The 21,674-nt window shown below is 48.1% G+C and carries 17 protein-coding genes; 6 read left to right on the top strand and 11 right to left on the bottom strand.

The genetic code is table 11. The features are described from left to right. The first annotated feature begins 349 nt into the window (after positions 1-349). Both fnr and MJ769_RS04440 read left to right on the top strand, forming a co-directional pair. A complete protein-coding gene (gene fnr, locus MJ769_RS04445) occupies positions 350-1,078 on the top strand; it encodes a fumarate/nitrate reduction transcriptional regulator Fnr (RefSeq protein ID WP_239234637.1) in 729 nt (242 codons plus the stop codon). 184 nt (positions 1,079-1,262) lie between these two features. Further along, a complete protein-coding gene (locus MJ769_RS04440) occupies positions 1,263-1,850 on the top strand; it encodes an SCO family protein (RefSeq protein ID WP_239234636.1) in 588 nt (195 codons plus the stop codon). 265 nt (positions 1,851-2,115) lie between these two features. Here the strand turns inward: MJ769_RS04440 and recX are convergent, their stop codons facing one another. The 6 genes from recX to lptF all read right to left on the bottom strand — a co-directional run bounded on the left by recX (position 2,116) and on the right by lptF (position 8,022). Beyond that, positions 2,116-2,589 carry a recombination regulator RecX gene (gene recX / locus MJ769_RS04435; protein ID WP_239234634.1) on the bottom strand — a complete coding sequence of 158 codons (474 nt, stop codon included), beginning with the start codon at positions 2,587-2,589 and terminating at the stop codon, positions 2,116-2,118. After that, positions 2,555-3,586, bottom strand: a complete 1,032-nt coding sequence (gene recA / locus MJ769_RS04430; RefSeq protein WP_239234633.1) for a recombinase RecA — start codon at positions 3,584-3,586, stop codon at positions 2,555-2,557. Before recA ends, recX begins: the two co-directional genes overlap by 35 nt. Before the next feature lie 187 nt (positions 3,587-3,773). After that, positions 3,774-4,283, bottom strand: coding sequence for a CinA family protein (locus MJ769_RS04425; RefSeq protein WP_239234631.1), 510 nt, complete (start codon positions 4,281-4,283; stop codon positions 3,774-3,776). Between the two features lie 83 nt (positions 4,284-4,366). After that, positions 4,367-5,560: an O-succinylhomoserine sulfhydrylase gene (locus MJ769_RS04420; RefSeq protein WP_239234630.1), complete on the bottom strand. Its 1,194-nt coding sequence runs from the start codon at positions 5,558-5,560 to the stop codon at positions 4,367-4,369. Positions 5,561-5,803: 243 nt separating this feature from the next. Continuing rightward, positions 5,804-6,880, bottom strand: coding sequence for an LPS export ABC transporter permease LptG (gene lptG, locus MJ769_RS04415; protein WP_239234628.1), 1,077 nt, complete (start codon positions 6,878-6,880; stop codon positions 5,804-5,806). Beyond that, on the bottom strand, positions 6,877-8,022 hold the full coding sequence (lptF, locus tag MJ769_RS04410; protein ID WP_256445686.1) for an LPS export ABC transporter permease LptF: 1,146 nt from the start codon (positions 8,020-8,022) through the stop codon (positions 6,877-6,879). Before lptF ends, lptG begins: the two co-directional genes overlap by 4 nt. A 34-nt stretch (positions 8,023-8,056) precedes the next feature. Here lptF and MJ769_RS04405 point away from each other — a divergent pair, with 34 nt between their 5' ends. From MJ769_RS04405 to MJ769_RS04395, 3 genes are all read left to right on the top strand, one after another. After that, a complete protein-coding gene (locus tag MJ769_RS04405; protein ID WP_239234624.1) occupies positions 8,057-9,556 on the top strand; it encodes a leucyl aminopeptidase in 1,500 nt (499 codons plus the stop codon). 141 nt (positions 9,557-9,697) lie between these two features. Continuing rightward, complete coding sequence (locus MJ769_RS04400) at positions 9,698-10,123, top strand: DNA polymerase III subunit chi (protein ID WP_239234623.1); 426 nt, start codon at positions 9,698-9,700, stop codon at positions 10,121-10,123. A gap of 487 nt (positions 10,124-10,610) precedes the next feature. Then, positions 10,611-13,385 (top strand): valine--tRNA ligase, encoded by a 2,775-nt coding sequence (locus MJ769_RS04395; protein ID WP_239234664.1) that lies wholly within the window; start codon positions 10,611-10,613, stop codon positions 13,383-13,385. On the opposite strand, the gene MJ769_RS04390 is transcribed toward MJ769_RS04395, so the two are convergent. After that, positions 13,382-13,615: a sulfurtransferase TusA family protein gene (locus MJ769_RS04390; protein WP_239234663.1), complete on the bottom strand. Its 234-nt coding sequence runs from the start codon at positions 13,613-13,615 to the stop codon at positions 13,382-13,384. The genes MJ769_RS04395 and MJ769_RS04390 overlap by 4 nt on opposite strands. Before the next feature lie 376 nt (positions 13,616-13,991). On the opposite strand from MJ769_RS04390, the gene MJ769_RS04385 reads away from it, so the two are divergent. After that, positions 13,992-15,413: a beta-barrel assembly-enhancing protease gene (locus MJ769_RS04385; protein WP_239234621.1), complete on the top strand. Its 1,422-nt coding sequence runs from the start codon at positions 13,992-13,994 to the stop codon at positions 15,411-15,413. A gap of 73 nt (positions 15,414-15,486) precedes the next feature. Here MJ769_RS04385 and MJ769_RS04380 read toward each other — a convergent pair whose 3' ends face one another. The 4 genes from MJ769_RS04380 to MJ769_RS04360 form a co-directional block, all read right to left on the bottom strand. Further along, complete coding sequence (locus MJ769_RS04380) at positions 15,487-17,127, bottom strand: tetratricopeptide repeat protein (RefSeq protein ID WP_239234619.1); 1,641 nt, start codon at positions 17,125-17,127, stop codon at positions 15,487-15,489. 129 nt (positions 17,128-17,256) lie between these two features. Beyond that, complete coding sequence (locus tag MJ769_RS04375; RefSeq protein ID WP_305854684.1) at positions 17,257-17,712, bottom strand: pilin; 456 nt, start codon at positions 17,710-17,712, stop codon at positions 17,257-17,259. A 415-nt stretch (positions 17,713-18,127) separates the two neighbouring features. After that, positions 18,128-20,554 (bottom strand): GspE/PulE family protein, encoded by a 2,427-nt coding sequence (locus MJ769_RS04365; RefSeq protein ID WP_239234617.1) that lies wholly within the window; start codon positions 20,552-20,554, stop codon positions 18,128-18,130. A gap of 322 nt (positions 20,555-20,876) precedes the next feature. Further along, complete coding sequence (locus MJ769_RS04360) at positions 20,877-21,674, bottom strand: FHA domain-containing protein (protein WP_239234615.1); 798 nt, start codon at positions 21,672-21,674, stop codon at positions 20,877-20,879.

Here is a 21,674-nt window from a genome sequence, read left to right as displayed (position 1 = left end):
CAACTTTACTTCCGTTTGATTGTTGTTTGATAATTCTCAAGATTTCATAATCCATGAATAACTTATTAAATATAAAGCTATTCATTGAGGACTTGTCGAAGGGTAAGTGGATTTTTAGCTGATTTTTTCTTGTTGCTCACCTAGGACGCATCATAAAGGTCATCCTCTACAGATAACTATAGAGTCGTATTAACTAACAGCACACCTGTAACAAGAATATTTATAAATTGGATTTTTATCACTTAAGGCTTGATCTATGTCAAAATTAACATATAATTTTTGCTCATAGCACAATCCGAATAGCACATATCCGAATACCCTATAGAAATACTTTATAAAAAACCACGCCATGCACAAACCTGCTCCCAATAATTCACTGAAAACTGCATGCTCGACTTGTAACCTGCGCGAATTATGCCTGCCTGTTAACTTGAGTAATATCGAAATGACGCGCCTGGATGATTTAATTACCCGCAAGGGTGTTTACCGTCATGGCAGCATTTTATACCGGAGCGGGGACAAGTTCCAGGCATTGTATGCAATCCGTACTGGTTTTTTCAAAACACAGATACTTAACGAAGACGGACGAGAACAAGTCACTGGTTTTCAAATGGCTGGGGAGATCATCGGCATGGATGGCATTAATAGCGATGCACACACTTGCGATGCCGTAGCACTTGAAGACAGTGAGGTATGCGAAATCCCCTTTAATCGTCTGGAGGATCTCAGCCGCGATCTTCCCCCTCTGCAGAGGCACCTGCACCGCATCCTCAGTCGAGAGATCGTGCGCGATCAAAACATTATGCTGCTGCTTGGATCAATGCGTGCAGAGGAACGCTTGGCGGCTTTCCTGCTCAATCTATCGCAGCGTTTTGCGGTTCGCGGTTATTCGCCTACATCATTCCAATTACGCATGACACGTCAAGAAATCGGCAGCTATCTCGGATTAAAACTGGAAACCGTCAGCCGCGCACTGTCACACTTGCAGGAAGGCAAACTGATTAATGTGCGTAATAGATCCTTGGAAATACTTTGCCTGTCTGGGCTACAGGCCAGCATGGGGAAGCGCGCGCGCTAACTGATCAGACCTTTGTCTGATGACGTACCCTCAGTTGATATTCAGTCAGAGCATGAACCGTGTGACTTTCTTTACAATCACCAGCATCACTGTGATGAAAATCTGTCACGACCCATCGTTGCACACCCTTCAGCTCATCAATCAAAGGGATATTGGCTGCTTCCTCAGCCCCAAGGAGAAATAAATGCGTACCCTGCTGTTACTATTAATCACGACGCTGCTGGTCAGTTGCGAGAAATCCCAGCCGCTCACTCCATTCCAGGCCATTGATGTAAGTTGGCGATATGCAGAAAAACCCGTAGATTTCCAGCTCACCGACCCTAACGGCAAAATACGCAGATTATCGGATTTCAAAGACAAAGTGGTGGTGATGTTTTTTGGTTATACCCACTGTCCAGAAATTTGCCCAACCACACTGGCTGACTTAGCGCAAGTGATGCGCTTGCTTGATAAGGATGCAGAAAAGGTGCAAGTATTATTCGTCACCTTGGATCCTGAACGCGACACGCCAAAACTATTGGCCGAATATGTTCCCTTTTTTCATCCGTCCTTTTTGGGCTTGTACGGTGATACCCAAACTACTGCACAGGTAGCCAAGACATTTGGCGTCAATTATGAAAAGCGGGTCGAAAAGGGCAGCTATGCATTGGATCATTCCGATGGCACCTACTTGATTGGCACAAACGGCAAGCACGTATTGCTTTCTCCCTATAACCAGAGCGCCAAACTGGTAGTCCAGGATATAAAGTTGCTACTGCAGATGGAGCATTAAGCTGGCTTCTGAAGCCCCCTGATCAAGCGCTCTGAGAGGTATGTGAAATATCGCCACAATTACAACAACAAAAGCAATTTACACACCTAAAAATTATTTAGGGTACCTCGTAAACTCACGTTGCTAAACCAGACAAGGAACGAGAAAAAAACTATCGCTTACCTATATTTGATAGGTAAGCGATAGTTTTTTAGAGTAACGCCGTATGTGACGCAATTTGGATTTTTAAAGGTAATCTTTACTATCCGACGGGTGCGCAAACCACCTACCCACCATCGTCTGCACCTTGTAAGATTTTAAAAATCACATCCGGCATAAAGCCGCGTGACTGCATAAAACGTATCTGCCTGGCTTTATCCTTCGCACCCTCGGGAGCAATACCGAATTTTTTTTGCCAGATGCTACGAGCAGCTTCCAACTCTGACTCTCTCATTTGAGGTAAGGCATCGTTAATCAGATCTTCATCTATACCTTTCTGACGAAGTTCATATGCGATGCGTTGCATGCCGAAACGATTACGGCGCAGGCGCACCAACTGCTCGACTGCACGGGAATCGGATAACCAACCTCGTGCCGCCAAATCATCCAAAACCTTATCCACATTGTCGTCTGACGTGGCCTTGAGTATTAGCTTGGCGTGAAGTTCGGCTCGGCTGTGTTCACGCCGCACCAAGTATTTCATGGCACGGGTATGCAAACTTAACTCAGGCTTCTTTGACACCACTTTCCGCTCGCTCATTGAGTGCAGCTACACCAGCTACAGCGCGGATTTTATTCTCAATTTCAATTGAAATTTCAGGATGCTCTTTCAGATATTCACGCGCATTATCTTTTCCCTGGCCAATCTTCTCACCTTTGTAACTGTACCAAGCGCCAGCTTTATCAACCAGCTTGTGCAGCACGCCCAGCTCAACTACTTCGCCTTCACGAGAAATACCTTCACCATACAAAATATCGAATTCCGCCTGTTTAAACGGCGGCGCCACCTTATTCTTGACCACTTTCACGCGGGTTTCTGAACCGATCACCTCGTCGCCCTTCTTAATCGCACCAACGCGACGAATATCCAGCCGAACTGAAGCGTAGAATTTTAGAGCATTGCCACCGGTCGTAGTTTCAGGGCTACCAAACATCACACCGATTTTCATCCGTATCTGATTAATGAAAATCACCGTTGTATTGGAACGCTTGATGTTAGCGGTCAGCTTACGCAGTGCCTGCGACATCAAGCGTGCTTGCAAGCCCATTTGCGGCTCACCCATTTCACCTTCAATTTCTGCCTTAGGAGTCAGTGCTGCCACAGAATCAACCACCACCACATCCACAGCGGCCGAACGCACCAACATATCAGCTATCTCCAACGCTTGCTCACCGTTATCCGGTTGGGAAATAAGCAGCTCACTGACATTCACGCCCAGCTTTTGCGCATATTGCGGATCGAGCGCATGTTCTGCATCAACAAATGCAGCTGTGCCGCCCAACTTTTGCATCTCGGCGATCACTTGCAGTGTGAGCGTGGTCTTGCCGGACGATTCCGGCCCGTAGATTTCAATTACACGTCCACGCGGCAGTCCGCCCACACCCAGCGCGATATCCAACCCTAATGACCCAGTAGAAACCACTTGAATATCTCGTGCAATATCATGCTCGCCCAAACGCATAATAGAGCCCTTGCCGAACTGCTTTTCAATCTGACTCAGAGCCGCCGCGAGTGCCTTGCTTTTATTATCATCCATGCAACTTTTTCCCTTAAAAAATGATACATGATTATGGCATAAGCCATCTGAATCTGAACCAGAAACACTCAGACTAGGCGAGTGCTGAAGGAGCAATGGATTTTTACGATTCCATGAAGATTGTCGCAAATTTCCTGACTTTAAAAATATCCTCAGGGTTTGTTGAGACAACTATAACCAACACGATCTAAGCTACCTCCGTTACTTGATTCAGCAGTTCCAATATCCCTTTTAAAGCTATACATACCGACTGTATCCGAATATCTGCACGGTTACCCGAAAGATGATGCAGGCGCACAACACACTGCCTCCTTTCGACCGCCCAAGCAAACCACACTGTGCCAACAGGTTTATCCGGCATGCTACCCGTCGGCCCGGCAATACCGCTGACCGCTAATGCTACTTGCGCATGACTATGACACAACGCGCCCACCACCATTTCGCGCACTACGGCCTCGCTTACCGCACCGTAAAGTGTCAGAGTTTCTTGGGCTACGCCCAGCATTTCGCGCTTGGCCTCATTTGAATATGTGATAAAGCCGCGTTCAAACCATTTAGAACTTCCCGCAATATCAGTCACAGCAGTAGCTACCGCGCCGCCCGTGCATGATTCGGCTGTGGCCAGCATAAGGCCATGCGACTTAAGCGCACTACCAATTTGTAGTGCCAAATGTTCAATGTCACGACTCACAAGCATAATTTCATTGGCTCATCATTTCCACGCTTCAACTCATCACACGACAAGCAGACCCAATGTAGAAACCCTGTTTTTGCAGCTTATTATTTATGCAACCCACGTGCCAGATCGGCCTGTATATCACTAACAGCCTCTAATCCGACCGCAATGCGCAGTAACCCCTCAGTAATGCCTGCTGCATCTCTAGCCTCCTGCGTTATACGGGCATGTGTGGTGGTGGCTGGATGAGTTAACGTGGTCTTGGTATCGCCCAAGTTAGCGGTGATCGAAATCATACGCGTGCTGTCAATAAGATGCCACGCCTCCTCTCTGCCCCCCTTCACTTCGAACGATACGATACCGCCACCCGTCTTCTGCTGTTTCATCGCCAATTGATGTTGTGGATGCGATGGGAGACCTGGGTAATACACGCGCACCACATTAGCTTGCGCTTCCAGCCATTGCGCCACGGACAAAGCATTAGCACTGTGCGCTTCCATGCGAATCTTCAACGTCTCCATTCCTTTCAAGAATACCCATGCGTTGAACGCACTCATAGTCGGCCCTGCTGTACGCAGAAATTGATATATGGGCTCCATCACTTTCTTGCTGCCCAGCACCGCACCGCCCAGCATCCGCCCTTGTCCGTCAAGATATTTGGTGGCGGAATGAATCACGATGTCCGCGCCAAATTCAAGTGGACGTTGCAGCACGGGGGTGCAAAAACAATTGTCTACCGCCAGCAAAACACCATGCTGCTTTGCCACTACCGCAATGCCTGCAATGTCGGATATTTCGGTAAGCGGATTAGACGGCGTCTCCAGGAAAAATAGCCGTGTGTTGGGCCGTACCGCAACGTCCCACTCGTTCACATCTGTGGCAGAAACAAAGGTAATGTCAACACCAAAACGTTTGAAGATGGTGCCAAACAAATTGACCGTCGAACCGAATATACTGCGCGAAGCAACGATGTGATCCCCGCTTTTCAGTACACCCATACAGCACGCTAAAATCGCCGACATGCCTGATGCCGTCGCCACACACTGTTCCGCACCTTCCAGCGCAGCCAAACGCTCCTCAAACATGGTAACGGTGGGGTTGGTGAAGCGCGAATAAATATTGCCCGGTTCAGCGCCGATGAAGCGTGCAGCGGCTTGAGCCGCGCTATCGAACACGAAACTAGAAGTGAGAAACATCGCTTCACTATGTTCATTAAACTGGCTGCGCGTTGTTCCCGCGTGTACTGCAAGTGTTTCAGGCTGATAAGAATGCTCTGCGTGATTGGGTTGTTCTGGCATAACTACTCCCTCGGACAAAATAAAAAACCCGGATAGCTTGAGCTAAACCGGGCTTCTCCCGCTTTAGCTGTATTTATAAAGCGCCCGCAAGCTGTTCCTCAAATCGGCGCACGTGCAAAATTAGCACCTGCTATACATCCTTGTCAACACACCGGAAATAATCATGAATGCTAATGCAACATAAAGCCCACTATCCTGTTATTTGCAAAGGTTATTGGCTATCCAGCAATTATAAAAAGTAATTTAACGCCTTTCAGTCCGCCATAACATCCCCGTCGCCAACAATAGGAACAGTATAGGTATCGTCACAGCACTCAGTATTGGCTGCCACTCGTTGAGTGCACCCAAACTGGTGAATAGCTTCCCCACAAAATGAAAAGTTAGCCCCAATATAATACCCAAGAATATTTTGGCGCTAATGCCGCCCTCACGCCGCTGATGCGAAGCAAATGGCAAGGCCAGTAGCATCATTACCAGTACCGCGAATGGATATATCAGTTTGCTCCACATAGCAATTTCATATGACACGGTCTTCTGATGATTGTCGCGCAAATGTTGAATGTATTGATAAAGATTCAACGCCGACATTTGGCCCGGCCCTACCAGTAACGCCCTTAAAATTCCCAAGTTAAGCGCCGAGCGCCATTCCATGATTGGCTGATGGTTTACTGTCGCACCTTGTTTACTGAAAAGGGTTTGCGTCACGTCTTCCAGTTGCCAGTGGTTTTTTTCAACATAAGCAGCACGTTTAGCTGCAGTTATGGCGAGCAGACGGTAACTCTCATCAAATTCATAAATACTTATATTTAACAATGTTATGTCTGGAAGAACATTTTTTATGTTTACGAAACTGCGCTCATCTTTAACCCATACGCCAGAACGAAATTCTCTCAGCGACATTTCTGCATTCTGCGCTTTAAGCCTGAGCTCCTGCGCCATGCGTTCGCTGAAAGGTGCAACCATTTCGCCACACAGAAAAGTCAACAGAACGAGAGGCAAACCTATCTTGAACAAAGCTACTATCATTTGTCGCAGCGAAACGCCGGAAGAACGATAGACGGTCAATTCCGAATTCGCAGCCATCTGTGACAAAGCAAAAATTGTACCAATAAGAACAGCCACTGGAAACAATTCATATATATGACCAGGCACTGACAACAGCACAAACAGCGATGCATAGCCTAAATGATAATTGCCGCTACCCAGCGCATTCAGTTCATGTATCAGGTCAAAAAATGAAAACAACATCAGCAAGGCTGATAACACAAGTGCAACGCTGGTGTATATCTCACGCGCCAGACAGCGGGTCAACAGCCTCATCGCGCCAACCGCCGCAAGGTAAACACTGACAGACGGTGATAGAACAGCAACACCATCAGTATAAACATCAGCACATGAATACCCCAAAAGCCAATAAGGGGATCAATTTTGTCTTGTCTCACCAATGTGTTAGAAACACTAATAAGGTTGTTATAGAGCATGTAAATCACCAACGCCATAATAAGGTTAAGCGACCGTCCGGCGCGCGGATTTACAAAACTTAACGGGATCGCCAGCAGAGATAATATCAGCGCACCAAGCGGCAAGCTGAGCCGCCGCTCCAGTTCGGATATATTCCAGCTGTTAAGGTTTTGTATCAACTGCAAAGTAGGCAATGAATCGACAGGGGCAGTTCGTTGCCTCGCCTCCACCGCCTTAATGCGTACCGCGTAGCGCTCAAATTCGATGATCTTGAAATCAAGCTGCCCAGGCACTCCCTCATAGCGAATACCGTTCAGCAATATGAGGAAACGATCACCGTTAAGTGCAGTTTCTTGCATGCCTTGCTTGGCCACCATGGTGCCAATCTTGCCGTGCTGCAACGATTGCACAAAAATGTTGCCAACTCGGTTTTTGCCCACATCCACGTTTTCAATAAAGAACACACGGTCAGCTTGCTTGGATTCACGAAATGCTCCAGGTGATGCAGCAGTTACGTCATCACGGCTATCCAGCCTGCGCTTTAGCTCTTCCACTTGAGACACAGCCCAAGGTGACAACACCAGGCTTAGCAGAGCAATCAGGAATACCACCGGCAGTGCATACCACATCACCGGGCGTATCCAGCGTGTCAGCCCAATCCCTGAGCTAAACCACACCACCATTTCGTTGTCACGGTAGCTGCGTGTCAGCGTCAACAACACCGACAGAAATAAACTCAGGGAAAGTAGGGCTGGCAGGTAATCCAAAGCACTAAAGCCCAGCAATGCCAGCACGCCGTCCACCGCTAAAGAGCCGCTAACGGATTGACCCAACAAGCGAACCAACTGAGTAAGTACAACAATACCGAGTAGAATGGCGAATACTAATAACCCCATGCTAGCGGACTCGCGCACTAATTCTCTATGGAAAATATTGCTACGCAATAACTTAAAGCGGGGCGATTTTGACTTTTGCTTTGGAAACTGCGGATAATCCGGCATTGTGTGTACAACAAAAATCATTAAGGAGATACAAGTGGAATTTAGCATAAAACTAGGCAGCCCGGAAAAACAGCGTAGTGGTTGCGTGGTGGTGGGTGTATTTGAGGGCGGCAATCTATCGGATGCAGCACAAATACTGGACAAGGCTGCCAATAAATCGCTTAGCGGCATCATCGCGCGCGGCGACATGAGCGGCAAGGTCGCTACTACGCTATTACTGCATAATGTGCCCAACATTCTGAGCGAACGGGTACTACTGGTCGGGCTGGGCAAGCGTGATGAGTTTACCGCACGCCAATATATCGACAGTATCCGTGCCGTAATGCGCGCGCTATTTGCCACCGGTGCCAAGGACGCAGTGCTCTATCTGGCTGAATTACCATTGGCAGGCCGTGATAGCGCTTGGTATATCAGCCAGGCAGTGTTTGCTGCATTCGACACGACTTATCGTTTTGACCACCTAAAAAGCAAGTCGGAAAAAAACAAGAAAGCTTTATGCAAAATCCAGTTCGGCTTGATCTCTGGCAAACCAACCGCTATACAGAATGCCACTCTCTCTCAGGCCGCAGCCATCGGGCAAGGTATGAAGCTGGCCAAGGACTTAGGTAATCTGCCGGCTAACATATGCACCCCCAGCTATCTGGCGCAACAAGCCTTGGATTTAGCCAAGGCGCACAAATCGCTCAAAGTTACCGTACTGGAAGAAAAGGACATGCAAAAACTTGGCATGGGTTCACTATTGTCTGTGACCCGGGGCAGCGATGAACCTGCCAAGTTGATTACTCTTGAGTATCGTGGTGCCGATAAAAAACAAAAACCCATCGTGCTGGTCGGCAAAGGCGTTACTTTTGACACCGGTGGCATCTCGCTCAAGCCAAGCGCCGATATGGATGAAATGAAGTACGACATGTGCGGTGCAGCCAGCGTTTTTGGTACGCTGCAAGCCATTGCTGAAATTGGACTCAAGCTAAATGTAGTCGGCATTATCCCCACCTGTGAAAACATGCCTAGCGGTACCGCCACCAAACCGGGCGACATCGTCACCAGCATGTCTGGGCAGACCATCGAAATTCTGAATACCGACGCAGAAGGCCGTCTCATCCTGTGCGATGCACTGACTTATGCGGCCAAGTTCGAACCAACCACAGTCATTGATATAGCCACTCTAACCGGCGCCTGCGTTATCGCATTAGGGCATGTCGCCAGCGGGCTTTATAGTAATCAGGATACCCTGGCACAGGAACTGCTAGTGGCGGGCGAACAAACGAATGACCGCGCTTGGCACATGCCTTTGTGGGATGAGTATCAACCGCAACTGGACAGTAACTTTGCTGACATACAGAATATCGGTGGGCGCGCAGGCGGCAGCATTACCGCCGCTTGCTTCCTGTCACGCTTCACCAAGGACTATCGCTGGGCGCATCTGGATATCGCAGGCACCGCATGGAAGTCAGGCAAAGAAAAAGGTGCGACAGGACGCCCCGTACCACTACTGGCACAGTATTTGATCAATCGTGTTCAAGCAGAAAATTAGTTGGATTCATACTGGTTAGGTCAAGGTGAGGAATTCAGGTTAGCAGCGTACTGCACTCCTTGCCTTTAAGGACAGGGAGTGCAGTACGCAGATCAGGCAGCCATAAATATCAATTCCAAATCATCGCTATAACTCAATAAAATGACCAAAGTAGATTTTTACACTGGTGTGGACGACAAGCTGCGCGCCGCCTGTCACCTTAGCCACAAAGCTATGCAAAGCGGACTACGTGTGCTGCTGCACACTTCGGACGAAGCCACCACCGAGGCATTGGACAGGTTGCTGTGGCAGTTTCCCGTGACTGCCTTTATGCCGCACTGCCGCAACGATGAAGCAACCACCACTGAAATGCCGGTGGTGATCGATCACTGCGGCGAAACTTTTCCACACAATGAAGTGTTGATTAGTCTGCACACCGTGTGTTTGCCATTTTTCAGTCGTTTCGAACGCGTACTTGAAATTGTCAGCAAAGATGCTGACGATGCACGCTTGGGCCGTGAACGCTTCAGCTTTTATCGAGACCGAGGCTATGAAATGCGTCACTTCGACCTGAGTAAACAAGCCTGATATTGGACATGATGGTGCCTCTAAAAATTCAGACTTGACAGCATCTATCACTCAGCAACCCTCAAGAAATTTATTGCGAATTTTTATAGATACCATGAACTATTATTCCGATCAGTTAAATGAATTAAGCAACCTTCCTGTACTGACAGATGTCGTCGGTACTGATTCCTCAGAAATTCCCACCCTGACAGAAGTCGTTATTGAAGAACCTGTGAAGCTCATAGAGGAAAACGAAGAACTTCCTAACTTATCCGATGCACATTACCAGCATCTCGCGACGCAGATCGCACCGCAACTGGAAACGCTGCTGCGCGCAAAACTTTCACCACTGTTCGATGCACTGTGGCAGGATGCTTGGCACCAGGCCAAATCAAATCTGCCAGAACTAATACAAGCACACATATCCGCACCGCCCGTACCCCCTCCATCCGTTATAATCACGCCCCTTCCCACTGTAGCTGACAGTATTAAATTAAACACTATCAACATGGAACTTACAAAAAGCTTTGAACCGCAAGCAATCGAGGCGCGCTGGTATCCCATATGGGAAAATGCTGGTTATTTCCAAACCAAGTTAGAGAGCGACAAGCCCGCTTACGCCATCATGCTACCGCCACCCAATGTGACCGGCACGCTGCACATGGGACACGCCTTCCAGGACACGCTTATGGACGCGCTCACCCGCTATCACCGCATGCGTGGAGACAACACCTTATGGCAGCCTGGCACTGACCATGCCGGGATTGCCACTCAAATCGTAGTAGAACGCCAACTGGACGCACAAAAAATTAAACGCCACGACCTTGGCCGTGAAAAATTTATTGAGCGCGTGTGGGAATGGAAGGAAGAGTCCGGTTCAACCATCACACGACAGATGCGCCGCCTCGGCGCCTCGTGTGATTGGTCGCGGGAGCGCTTTACCATGGACGAAGGTCTATCCGAGGCCGTTACCGAAGTATTCGTCAAACTCTACGAACAAGGTTTAATCTATCGCGGGAAGCGATTGGTAAACTGGGATCCGGTGCTGGGTACAGCAGTATCCGATCTGGAAGTAGTAGCACAGGAAGAAGACGGCTTCATGTGGCATATCGCTTATCCGCTGGAAGCCGGTGTCGGTGCTTTAATCGTCGCTACCACACGTCCTGAAACGCTGCTTGGCGACGTTGCTGTGGCGGTGCATCCTGAAGATACACGTTACCGCCACCTGATCGGCAAGCGCTTGCAACTGCCGCTATGCAATCGCACTATTCCCATCATCGCCGATGAGTATGTCGATCCAGCTTTCGGCACTGGCTGCGTAAAAATCACGCCCGCGCACGATTTCAACGATCACATAGTAGGACAGCGTCACAGCCTTACACCGATCAACATATTTACGCTGGATGCGAAAATAAACGAACATGCACCAGACGTCTATCAGGGGCTGGATCGCTTCGACGCACGCAAGAAAATACTTTCCGATCTATCCACTCAAAAGCTGCTTGTGGACACCAAGCCGCACAAACTGATGGTACCGCGAGGTGACCGCAGCCATGCGGTAATTGAACCGATGCTCACTGACCAGTGGTTCGTAAAAATGGAGGGTTTGGCGCAGCGCGGTCTGAAAGCGGTAGCGGATGGCGAAATTAAATTCGTGCCGGAAAACTGGACCAACACATACAACCAGTGGCTAACCAACATTCAGGACTGGTGCATCTCGCGTCAACTGTGGTGGGGACATCGCATTCCTGCGTGGCATGACGAACAGGGTAATATATTTGTCGCACGCAACGAAGAAGATGCCCGCAAGCAGGCAGGCAACACAAAGCTGCGCCGGGACGAGGACGTGCTCGACACTTGGTTTTCCTCCGCATTGTGGCCGTTCTCAACATTGGGCTGGCCACACAATACTCAAGAACTCAAAACTTTCCTGCCAACCTCGGTACTGGTTACCGGCTTTGACATCATCTTCTTCTGGGTGGCGCGTATGGTGATGATGTCGCTGCACTTTACCGACAAAGTGCCATTCCGCGAAGTGTATGTACATGGCCTGATCCGCGACGCTGAGGGACAGAAAATGAGCAAATCCAAGGGGAATGTGTTAGACCCTCTCGATCTCATAGATGGCATCTCGCTGGAAGATTTGGTGGCCAAGCGCACGCAAAATCTGATGAACCCCAAGCAGGCAGAAAGTATCGAAAAACAGACACGCAAACATTTTCCGGACGGCATACCGGCCTTCGGTACAGATGCAATGCGTTTCACCTTTGCCAGCCTTGCCTCGCATGGGCGCGACATCAAATTTGACCTGCAACGATGTGAAGGTTACCGCAATTTCTGTAACAAGCTGTGGAATGCCACGCGCTTCGTACTAATGAATTGCGAAGGTCAGGATGTCGGGTTGGACGAATCATTGCCAGTTAAATACAGTGCAGCAGACAAATGGTTGATCGGTCGTTTGCAACAGGCGGAAACGGAAATGGCGGAGCACTTCGACCACTATCGTTTCGACATGGCGGCGCGCACACTGCATGAGTTAGTGTGGGACACCTACTGTGACTGGTATCTGGAGTTAGCCAAGGTGCAACTCAGCACTCGTTCCGACAATCCAGTCTCAGCGGAAGAAGAGGTTTTAAATGCAGTACGACAACGCACCACGCGGCGTACCTTGGTGCGAGTACTGGAAACCATACTACGCTTGGCGCACCCCATCATCCCTTTCATCACCGAAGAGCTGTGGCAGAAAGTTGCGCCGCTGGCTAGCAAAAAAGGCGACAGCATCATGCTGCAACCCTATCCACAAGCTAACCCCAAGCTGATTGACCAAATTTCCTTGCAGCGAATCAGCCTGCTACAAGAAATGGTCACTGCCTGCCGCAAGCTGCGCAGCGAGATGAACTTGTCGCCAGCACAGAGAGTGCCACTGATTGTGTGTGGCGATGCAGCTATCCTGCACAACTTCGCACCCTACCTGCAAGCACTGGGCAAGTTAAGCGGGGTTAGCCTGGCGGATGAACTACCTAACACCGATGCGCCAGTCGCAATCGTCGGCAACTTCAAGCTGATGCTGGAAATCGAAATTGACGTGGAAGCAGAATGCGAACGCCTGGACAAGGAGATTGCTCGTCTTGCAGGCGAAATCACCAAGGCGCAAGGCAAGCTCGGAAATGCCAGTTTCGTCTCGCGCGCCCCGCAGCAAGTAGTGGAACAAGAACGTAGGCGGATGAACGACTTCACCACTATGCTGACCCAGTTACAGGCGCAGCTCGACAAGCTTGGTTAAATTTGTCGGCGACGCAGGTAAAATACGAACTCGTCACCCAGCTGTGCTACAGACAACAAATCATTCCCGGTTTGCTTGCAGAAATCGGTAAAGTCATCCGGTGATTTTTTGTCTGTCGCAACTACTTTCAGTACTTGGCCACCTTGCATCTGCGACAGCATTTTTTTAGTACGCAGAATAGGCAAAGGACAACTCAACTTACGAGCATCCAATTCGACATCGAATTCTATTGTGCTCATGTCTGCGGTGGCGCACTTGCTTGCACCTGATCCGTAAATTCACTCTGCAGTTTGACCGTCAAAGCAAAACTCAGAGCTGTGGTGAAACCCACAACATGCGCGGAACTTTCGTCCGTTTGAATCTGTGATTCTGTCTTGTTAACATTCATATTATTTACAGTTAATTACTTTTCTTCAGTGTGTAAGCGGACTCTCGCAATAATTATGCAGCAAATGTGTAATACAGGACTCTATATAAAATAGAGCAAATATAATATTAATTATACCTTGCTAACAAATAATCACGGACATCCCACCTGCATCCTGCTCTAAAAAACCCTGCACGCCAAATCTGGGAACCACCAAACAAAGTAGGTATCATATTGTCATGAAAAACTTGTTGTTCATAGTGCTCTACACATGGTCGCTATTGTGCCACGCTGACGGCCTGCCAGACCTGGGTGACGCATCTCAAGGGGCTATGTCACCGCAACAGGAGCGACAAATCGGCGAACAGAGCATGTTTGAAATCCGCTCCGACAAAGACTACCTTGATGATGCTGAAGTCAATGATTACCTTAATCAGCTTGGTTATCAACTGGTTTCCAATAGCAACGAACCATGGCAGAAATTTGAGTTCTTTGCTCTCAACGACAACACCATCAACGCTTTTGCGCTGCCCGGCGGCTTCATTGGCGTAAACACTGGGCTAATACTCATGGCTCAAAGCGAATCCGAACTCGCCTCTGTGCTTGGCCATGAAATCGCCCACGTCACCCAGCATCACCTGGCACGTATGGTAGCGGGGCAGAAAATCGACTCAATCACCGCCATAGCGGCTCTGGCAGTGGCAATCTTAGCTGCGCGCAGCAACCCGCAAGCCTCTCAGGCAGCCATGGTCGGAATGCAGGCCAGCTCCATCCAACGGCAACTAAATTTTACCCGCGTTCATGAACAAGAAGCAGATCGCATCGGCCTCACCACGCTGCAAAAAGCAGGCCTCGATCCGTACGCCATGCCCATCTTCTTCGAACGCTTGCAAAAGTCCACACGCCTACTGGACAACAACATGCCATCTTACCTGCGCACCCACCCGATCACCAGTGACCGCATCGCCGATGTCGCAAACCGCGTACAACAGATTCCCTATCGTCTGGTTGCCGACAGCCTCAACTTCCAGCTAGTGCGCGCCAAACTGCGGGCCATGCAAAACAATTCGCAGGAAACGGTAAATTTTTTCAAAAGCGCACTTGGGGAGCAAAAATATGGTAATCAGACCGCCAAGCGTTACGGTTTGGCACTGGCACTACTGCGGATCGGACAAGTCGCTCTCGCCGCTCAAGAATTCGCTCCTTTGCAAGCACTAACATCACGAAACCCGATGATCGCGACGCTGGCCGGAAAAATCAAACGTGCGAGCAAGAATAACGACGGCATCGTTGCATTCTACCGCAGCGCTACACTGAGCTTTCCACAGCACCGAGCACTAATCTATGATTATGTCGAGCTGCTGCTGGATACCAAGCGTTTTGAAGACGCGCTCAAACTGCTCAACGAACAAATTATCACGCATCCCAATGACCTGCGTTTGCATGAACTCCTGGCACGTAATTACGCGGCCTTGGGCAAACGACAAGAAGAACACCACATGCTGGCCTACACTTACATTCTGCGCGGTAACTTGCACAATGCAATTGAACAACTGGAATTAGCCAAGAGAGCAGGCACTGATTTTCACGAGTTATCGATCATTGAAAGTGAACTGAAACAGTTCAAGGAGATCGCGGCGGCGCACGCGAAAAAGAATTGATATGTTTTTCCTGTCCAACATTCATTCGGCCATAAGAATAGCGTTCAGATTATTCGGCGTGAGACGTTATTGCTTATGGTGAAATATTTTTTTGTTGCTGCTGACTCACTGCCACAATAATGCAAGCTTGCTGTAGCCCCAACTGACAGCTTTTTTCCATTTGCTGTATCGATCCCGCCATATCGCGTAAATTTTTCAAAACAATGCTTTTACCATAATAAGCACTGGCATTTTTTGGGTTGCCAGCAATCGCTTTATCAAACTCTGCCAGCGCTTCCAGATACCGCCCTGAATTTGAATATACAGAAGCCAAAGCAACATTCACCTCAGGATAGGTTGAATTAATTGATAGCGATTTTTTATAATCTGCAATGGCCGCATCCCAATTTTTAACCGCAAACGAAGCCTGTGCGCGATTAAAATAGGTTCGATGGGCGCCGAGGCGGTCTTCACCATGCAGCAAGCGCACCGCGTCATCCCACAGGCGGTATTTATCTGCAAACACCCATAATCGATTCCATGCCAGCGGCACGAGTAGGAAAACCGTTAATGCCCCCACCAGCATAATTTTTCGGCTGGGGAGTGAACTCAGCAGTAAAGGCAATAACAGCATATAGCCGGGCAACCATAAATAACTGCGATACAACACAAAAATTTCCTGAACGCGTATGCTGGAAAACTCCACCATGTAGTAACACCACGGATATAGCAATGCCAACCCCAACAAAGCAACGCGCCCACCGCGCAGCAAAATAACCAGCGCAAATGCGCCATAAGCAACAAAAGCAAGCAGGCCGATCCAACTTGTCCACTCTTTCCAGGTGAGGATAAATGGCTCGCGCATATCCAGCGACATCCACGTGGGATTGGGCACAAGCATCAACAAGCAGTATTTGAAAAAAAGCCCTGCCTGCGTCAATACGCTCAGCAAGTGCAGCGATGAAGTCCCCTGAAGCAGCGCTTGTTCCCCAAACAATGCCGCAGCATCCTTCTCATAAGGTACACCAAACAAACCTTTTATACGTAGCACCACAAACAGCCCAACCAATGCAAATCCTAGCCAAGTTGCCAGCAGTGCACGTAGTGAAAGTTTATTCTGGGTACGAATCGCCAGAGTTAAAGGTAGCAATATGGCAGGAGCCATCAAGCTGTGTTCCTTACTGAACAGTGCCAGAAAATACGCCATGACCGCTAGCACCATATAGCGTTTGTCGCCCTCCAGCAGGCCACGTAGGTAGGTTAATTGCATTATCAGTGTGAACAATGTCGCCATCAATATGCTGCGCTGTATCAAATAGCCTACGCCATAAACCGCAAGGGGGTGGCAGGCGAATACCAGCGCGCCCAACCACGCGCCCCAATTTGCAATATTTTCTTTGCTTACATCAGTGATAAACAGTTTGATCCACATCCGCAATACCAACAATAACAACAATACATTCACACCATGCAGCAATAAATTCTGTATGCGAAAAACAAATGGGTCCTCACCTAAAAACACCCATGTAATACCAAACGTCGTATAGGGAAACCAGCGTAAATCAAAACGAAACAGTGTATTGGCGTAATGACTTATCGCTGTCCCAAAGAATGGAATGTCATCGAATATCAAAGTGTTATTCAAAAATGGTGCATACACCACAATTACCAGCAACACCAAAATCAGCGCTTTTATTCGGTCAAGCGGATAAACAAGATTAGAAATAAAATTCATTACTCACACCATATCGCATTAACTGCTTACACAAAAAACCCCGCGATCCATTACAGATCGCGGGGTTTTAGAAAATCATCAATTCTACAATTTAAAATAATGGATCGGAGAACTGATTTTTATCTCATACTAAATCCACTTGGAAAGGATGTTATTCAAAACTGTGTCAGACGTAACACTTGGAGTTACCGTCCAAGTTATAGCCGACGTTCCCATTGCTGGAAGCCAAGTGATAGTCGCGCCATTGAGTGAAGTCTTAATGCAACCAGAACCACAGAGAGTAGCTACGATAGCGCCAGTTGTAGCCGTCACAGCAATACCTGTAACCTCTGTGGTTGCAGTTGGAGCTCCGCTCATCCCCAAAGAAGTCCAGTTATTAGCAGTTAGCAGTGCGGCAGAACCATTTTCCTGCATAAACGTGGCAACAGCAAGCTTGATTGGATCCACAGCAGATGCGACTTTTGCGAGCTTAGCCTTCACCACATAATCCGAGTAAGCCGGAATTGCAACGGCTGCCAAAATTCCAATTATCGCGACCACGATCATTAATTCGATCAGGGTAAAACCTTTTTGCATTTGTTTCATGATTGAGACTCCTTAAGAGTTGAACATATAATACACGGGGTGTGTGCTTTATCATAAGCAGGATACGTGCCAACTTATCAAAATTTGCAACTAATCACGTCGGGGCGTGGGTTTACGGAGCAATCTCAAGATAGATATTGACACTTCACATTTAGGGGGAAAGCCGATTTTCGTCAGGTAAGTGACGATTTTCGTCACCCTGTTTACCAAATATTATCGCGTCGGCAAACTACTGCACGTTGGCCAAGATATATCATTTTGCGCAATAAGATAACGTGACAGCTGTTTTATCCTGTCAGCGCAAAAGGAGATGATCTGGAGATTTATTTCTTCTGAGGGAGGTTAAAAAAAGCAAATCCGCTCATCCTTCGACAAGCTCGGGACGAGCGGATTTATTTTTCTACGTGTGCCACAGTTACTTTATGCAAACAACACGCACCTGATGCATATCGGTGATGCCGGACAAAACTTTTTCAATGCCATCTTGCTTCAGGGTGCGCATGCCTTCGTTGAGTGCGCTGGCATAAATTTCCGCGACTCTGGCGTGTTCCTGAATATTCTTTTTTATCAGGTCAGTGCCTACCATTAATTCATGCAAACCCACCCGTCCGCGATAGCCTGTGCCGGAACAATGTTCACAGCCAACCGGTTCATACAAGGTAAATTTCCCCATTTCATCAGCAAACAGCTTGACCCATTCAGTGTACAGTGCCTTGTAAGCAGCATTGGCATCTTTTTTCCAGAGCGCGCAGTCCATAAGCTCTGTCGAATATTCAGCAAGCAATAATTTGAGTTCGTCTTGAGTGGCGGTATGTGGTTTTTTGCACTTCTTGCACAAACGTTTGGCTAAACGTTGCGCCAGAACACCTAGCAGAGCGTCTGCAAAATTAAATGGATCCATACCCATATCCAATAATCGTACGACGGATTCCGGCGCGCTATTGGTGTGCAGGGTGGCGAACACCAAATGACCGGTAAGCGAGGCTTCTATGCCGATGGAAACCGTTTCCTTGTCGCGCATTTCACCCACCATGATTACGTCTGGGTCGGCGCGCAAAAATGCCCTCATGATGGTGGCAAAATCCATACCGGCCTTTTTGTTAATTTGCACCTGACGCAGACCCTTCTGTGTAATTTCTACCGGATCTTCTGCCGTCCAGATTTTGGTCTCAGGCTTATTAATGTGGCCAAGAACGGAATGCAAAGTGGTCGTTTTACCGGATCCGGTCGGACCACATACAAAAAACAGGCCGTAAGGCTTGCTTACCACCGCTTTCAGGGTTTCCAAATTACGTGCCGACAGACCCAGCTCGTCAAGCTTGATTGGCTCGCCGGCGGCCAAAATACGCATCACGATGTCTTCCATGCCGCCCTGAGAGGGAATGGTAGCAACACGCAACTCAATATCCAGTGGCCCATATTTATTGAACTTGATCTTGCCATCCTGCGGACGGCGCTTCTCCGAAATATCAAGATCACACATTATCTTTATACGTGTAACCAGTGAGTTGCGGAAGGATGATGGCACTTCAATATAAGGTAACAGAGAACCATCCTTGCGCAAACGAATCACGGTCTTGCCTTTGCCCGGCGCGGGTTCGACATGAATGTCGGAAGCGCCCATCCTGTGGGCATCCATGATAATCTTGTTAACCAGCTTCACCAGTTCATTGTCTGCCGCTGCACTTGCCTCCTCCTGAATAATATCTTCAGGCTCTTCTTCATCTCCTCCCATGGCGATAAGCATCTCATCCATTGAGGTGCCGTCCATTTCCGAGTCACCCAGCTTGCCACCGACCCCACCTCCGCCAAAGAACAAGCTGAGAGTTGCATTGAATTCGCGCTGCGAACACACTCTGTAAAGCAGTCGGCTCCTCGAAAAAACGTTGTTCACCACGCGTGAGGTCTGTATCCTCTCTGGATCAGTGGTAAGTATTACCAAGCCTTCCTTTATCTCATCTATCGGCACCCATTGACTGCTTTCTATATATTCCCGTTTCAGATTTTTGAGTAAATCGGATGGTCTGGTGCGATTAGTCTTGAACGGTTCATAGGACACACCGAAGAACAGTGCAAGCGCTTTACCAAGTGCGGCCGGTTTAACCTGAAATTCGTCGAGCAACACATCTTCAATGTCAGAATTTTTACGCCGCGCTGTGGACATGGCCAGATCTAATTCGTCGGCAGATAACACCGCGTCATAAACCAAGTAATCGTATTTTGTTTTAGCAGCAGGCTGCTGACTCTGGCGCAGCGCCACCGCCAAGTTCTGCGCTAGTTCCAATATTCCATCTACTAGCATCCTCGAAAAAGGTTGGTCTATCTTATTATTCAGAACCTGAATGACACCCGCCAGATTCATGCTATCTGGATCGAGTATGGGCACTACAAGAGCTTGCTTGGTACGATAACCTGTGCGTTGATCTACGTCTTGTAGGAAGCGTAGATTGACACTATGCGAAGCGAGCTCGTTCTCATCGTATACATCCGAGATGTTAAGTATTTTTTTATTTAGTGCCACATACCCAGCGAGGCTTTGCTCAGTAATGCGTAACTTGAGATCTCTGAATGAATTGGCCCCGGTCTTTATTTTTGAAATCAGCGTAGTCTTGTCTTTATCCAGTGAATAAATAGTGATGCGATCAGCATTGAATATCGTGCAGATATCCTTGCTTACTTCCAGCATAATTTCGTCAAAATCGTATGCAGTGTCGATCTTGCTTATGACGTGGTCATGAATATTGCTTATGACGGAATTAAGATTTTTCGTGAATGCCAGTTGAGCCTCAATGTGGCTAACATTGGCCCGTCGTTCTAGCCGTATTACTGGTTCATGATCCATCTACTTCTCCCTGATAACTCCAAATGTGGCTTGCTACATGGTGTGAATGCGTAACTTTGTTGCTCGCTATCAAGATAGCGGCATTTAGCGAAAATTCTTCAAGACACCTCTAAAAATTCAAGATTTTAGGCAAGGCAAGGCACAAGAAAAAAATTCTAGCGCAGCATATAGTGATAGGTAAGTAATTATTTTTTCGAGTTATGCGGCATTGTGACAACAATTGGATTTTTAGAGGCGTCATGAATAGAAGAAGGTGGTTTCAATGATGTAATAGTGTAGGTTAGCGGCTTGTGCCGCATAAAGCCCTCTGTGAAACAGGCCCTCACCTTTTTAAATAAAACTCCATTTTGATCCCCGCCAACTCAATAATGTCGTTCTCATTAAGCTGGCGCGGTTGATCGTCCAGCGGCTTGCCATTAAGATTAGGGTAACTTGCTCCTTCCACATGAGTGACGAAATAACCACGCGGACGACGTGTAAACACGACGACTTGCAAGCCAGCTTTTCCTACGGTAGTCAAATTTTTAACTAGCTCAAGCTCTTTTCCAGCATTAGGTCCGGTAAGTATCTGTATTACCCCCATTGCTTGCTGTGAGTCAGGCGGCGCTATCTCAGCTGACGGTACACGAGCAGGCTGTGGCGATGTGGCAGCCTCAGTCTGTCGCAATTCAAGCGCTTTCTCGGCGGGTGTTGATTGTGGTTGCTCAGTAGGATTTGACCTCTCTGACATTTCAGACGGATCAGCTTTCACTGGGGTGGAGGATGCGATATGAGGAGACGCACGAAATACCATTGTTTTCTCAAAATCTGCCGCAGTAGATGGGCTTTGCTGATCGTTCAAATATTTGAGTTTATATTTGCCAATTTCGATTACGTCATTATTTTGCAAAAAATGCCTCTTAATTGCCACATCATTTACCAAGGTTCCATTGGTACTATCCAAATCTTCCAGAAAGGAATCATTAAGTATGGTTACGATTGCAGCGTGCTCACCGCTAACAGCAATGTTATCAATTACGATCTCACTGCTCGGCCTGCGGCCTATCGTCATGCGTTCCTTGTCCAGAGCATATTCCTGCAACACCACACCATCCATGCTTAGCATCAGTTTTGCCGCCAT

The organism is Candidatus Nitrotoga sp. BS, assembly GCF_927797785.1.
GTDB lineage: Bacteria > Pseudomonadota > Gammaproteobacteria > Burkholderiales > Gallionellaceae > Nitrotoga.
Note: the sequence above shows the minus strand (reverse complement) of the source record. Positions and strands in the feature narration are given on the sequence as shown.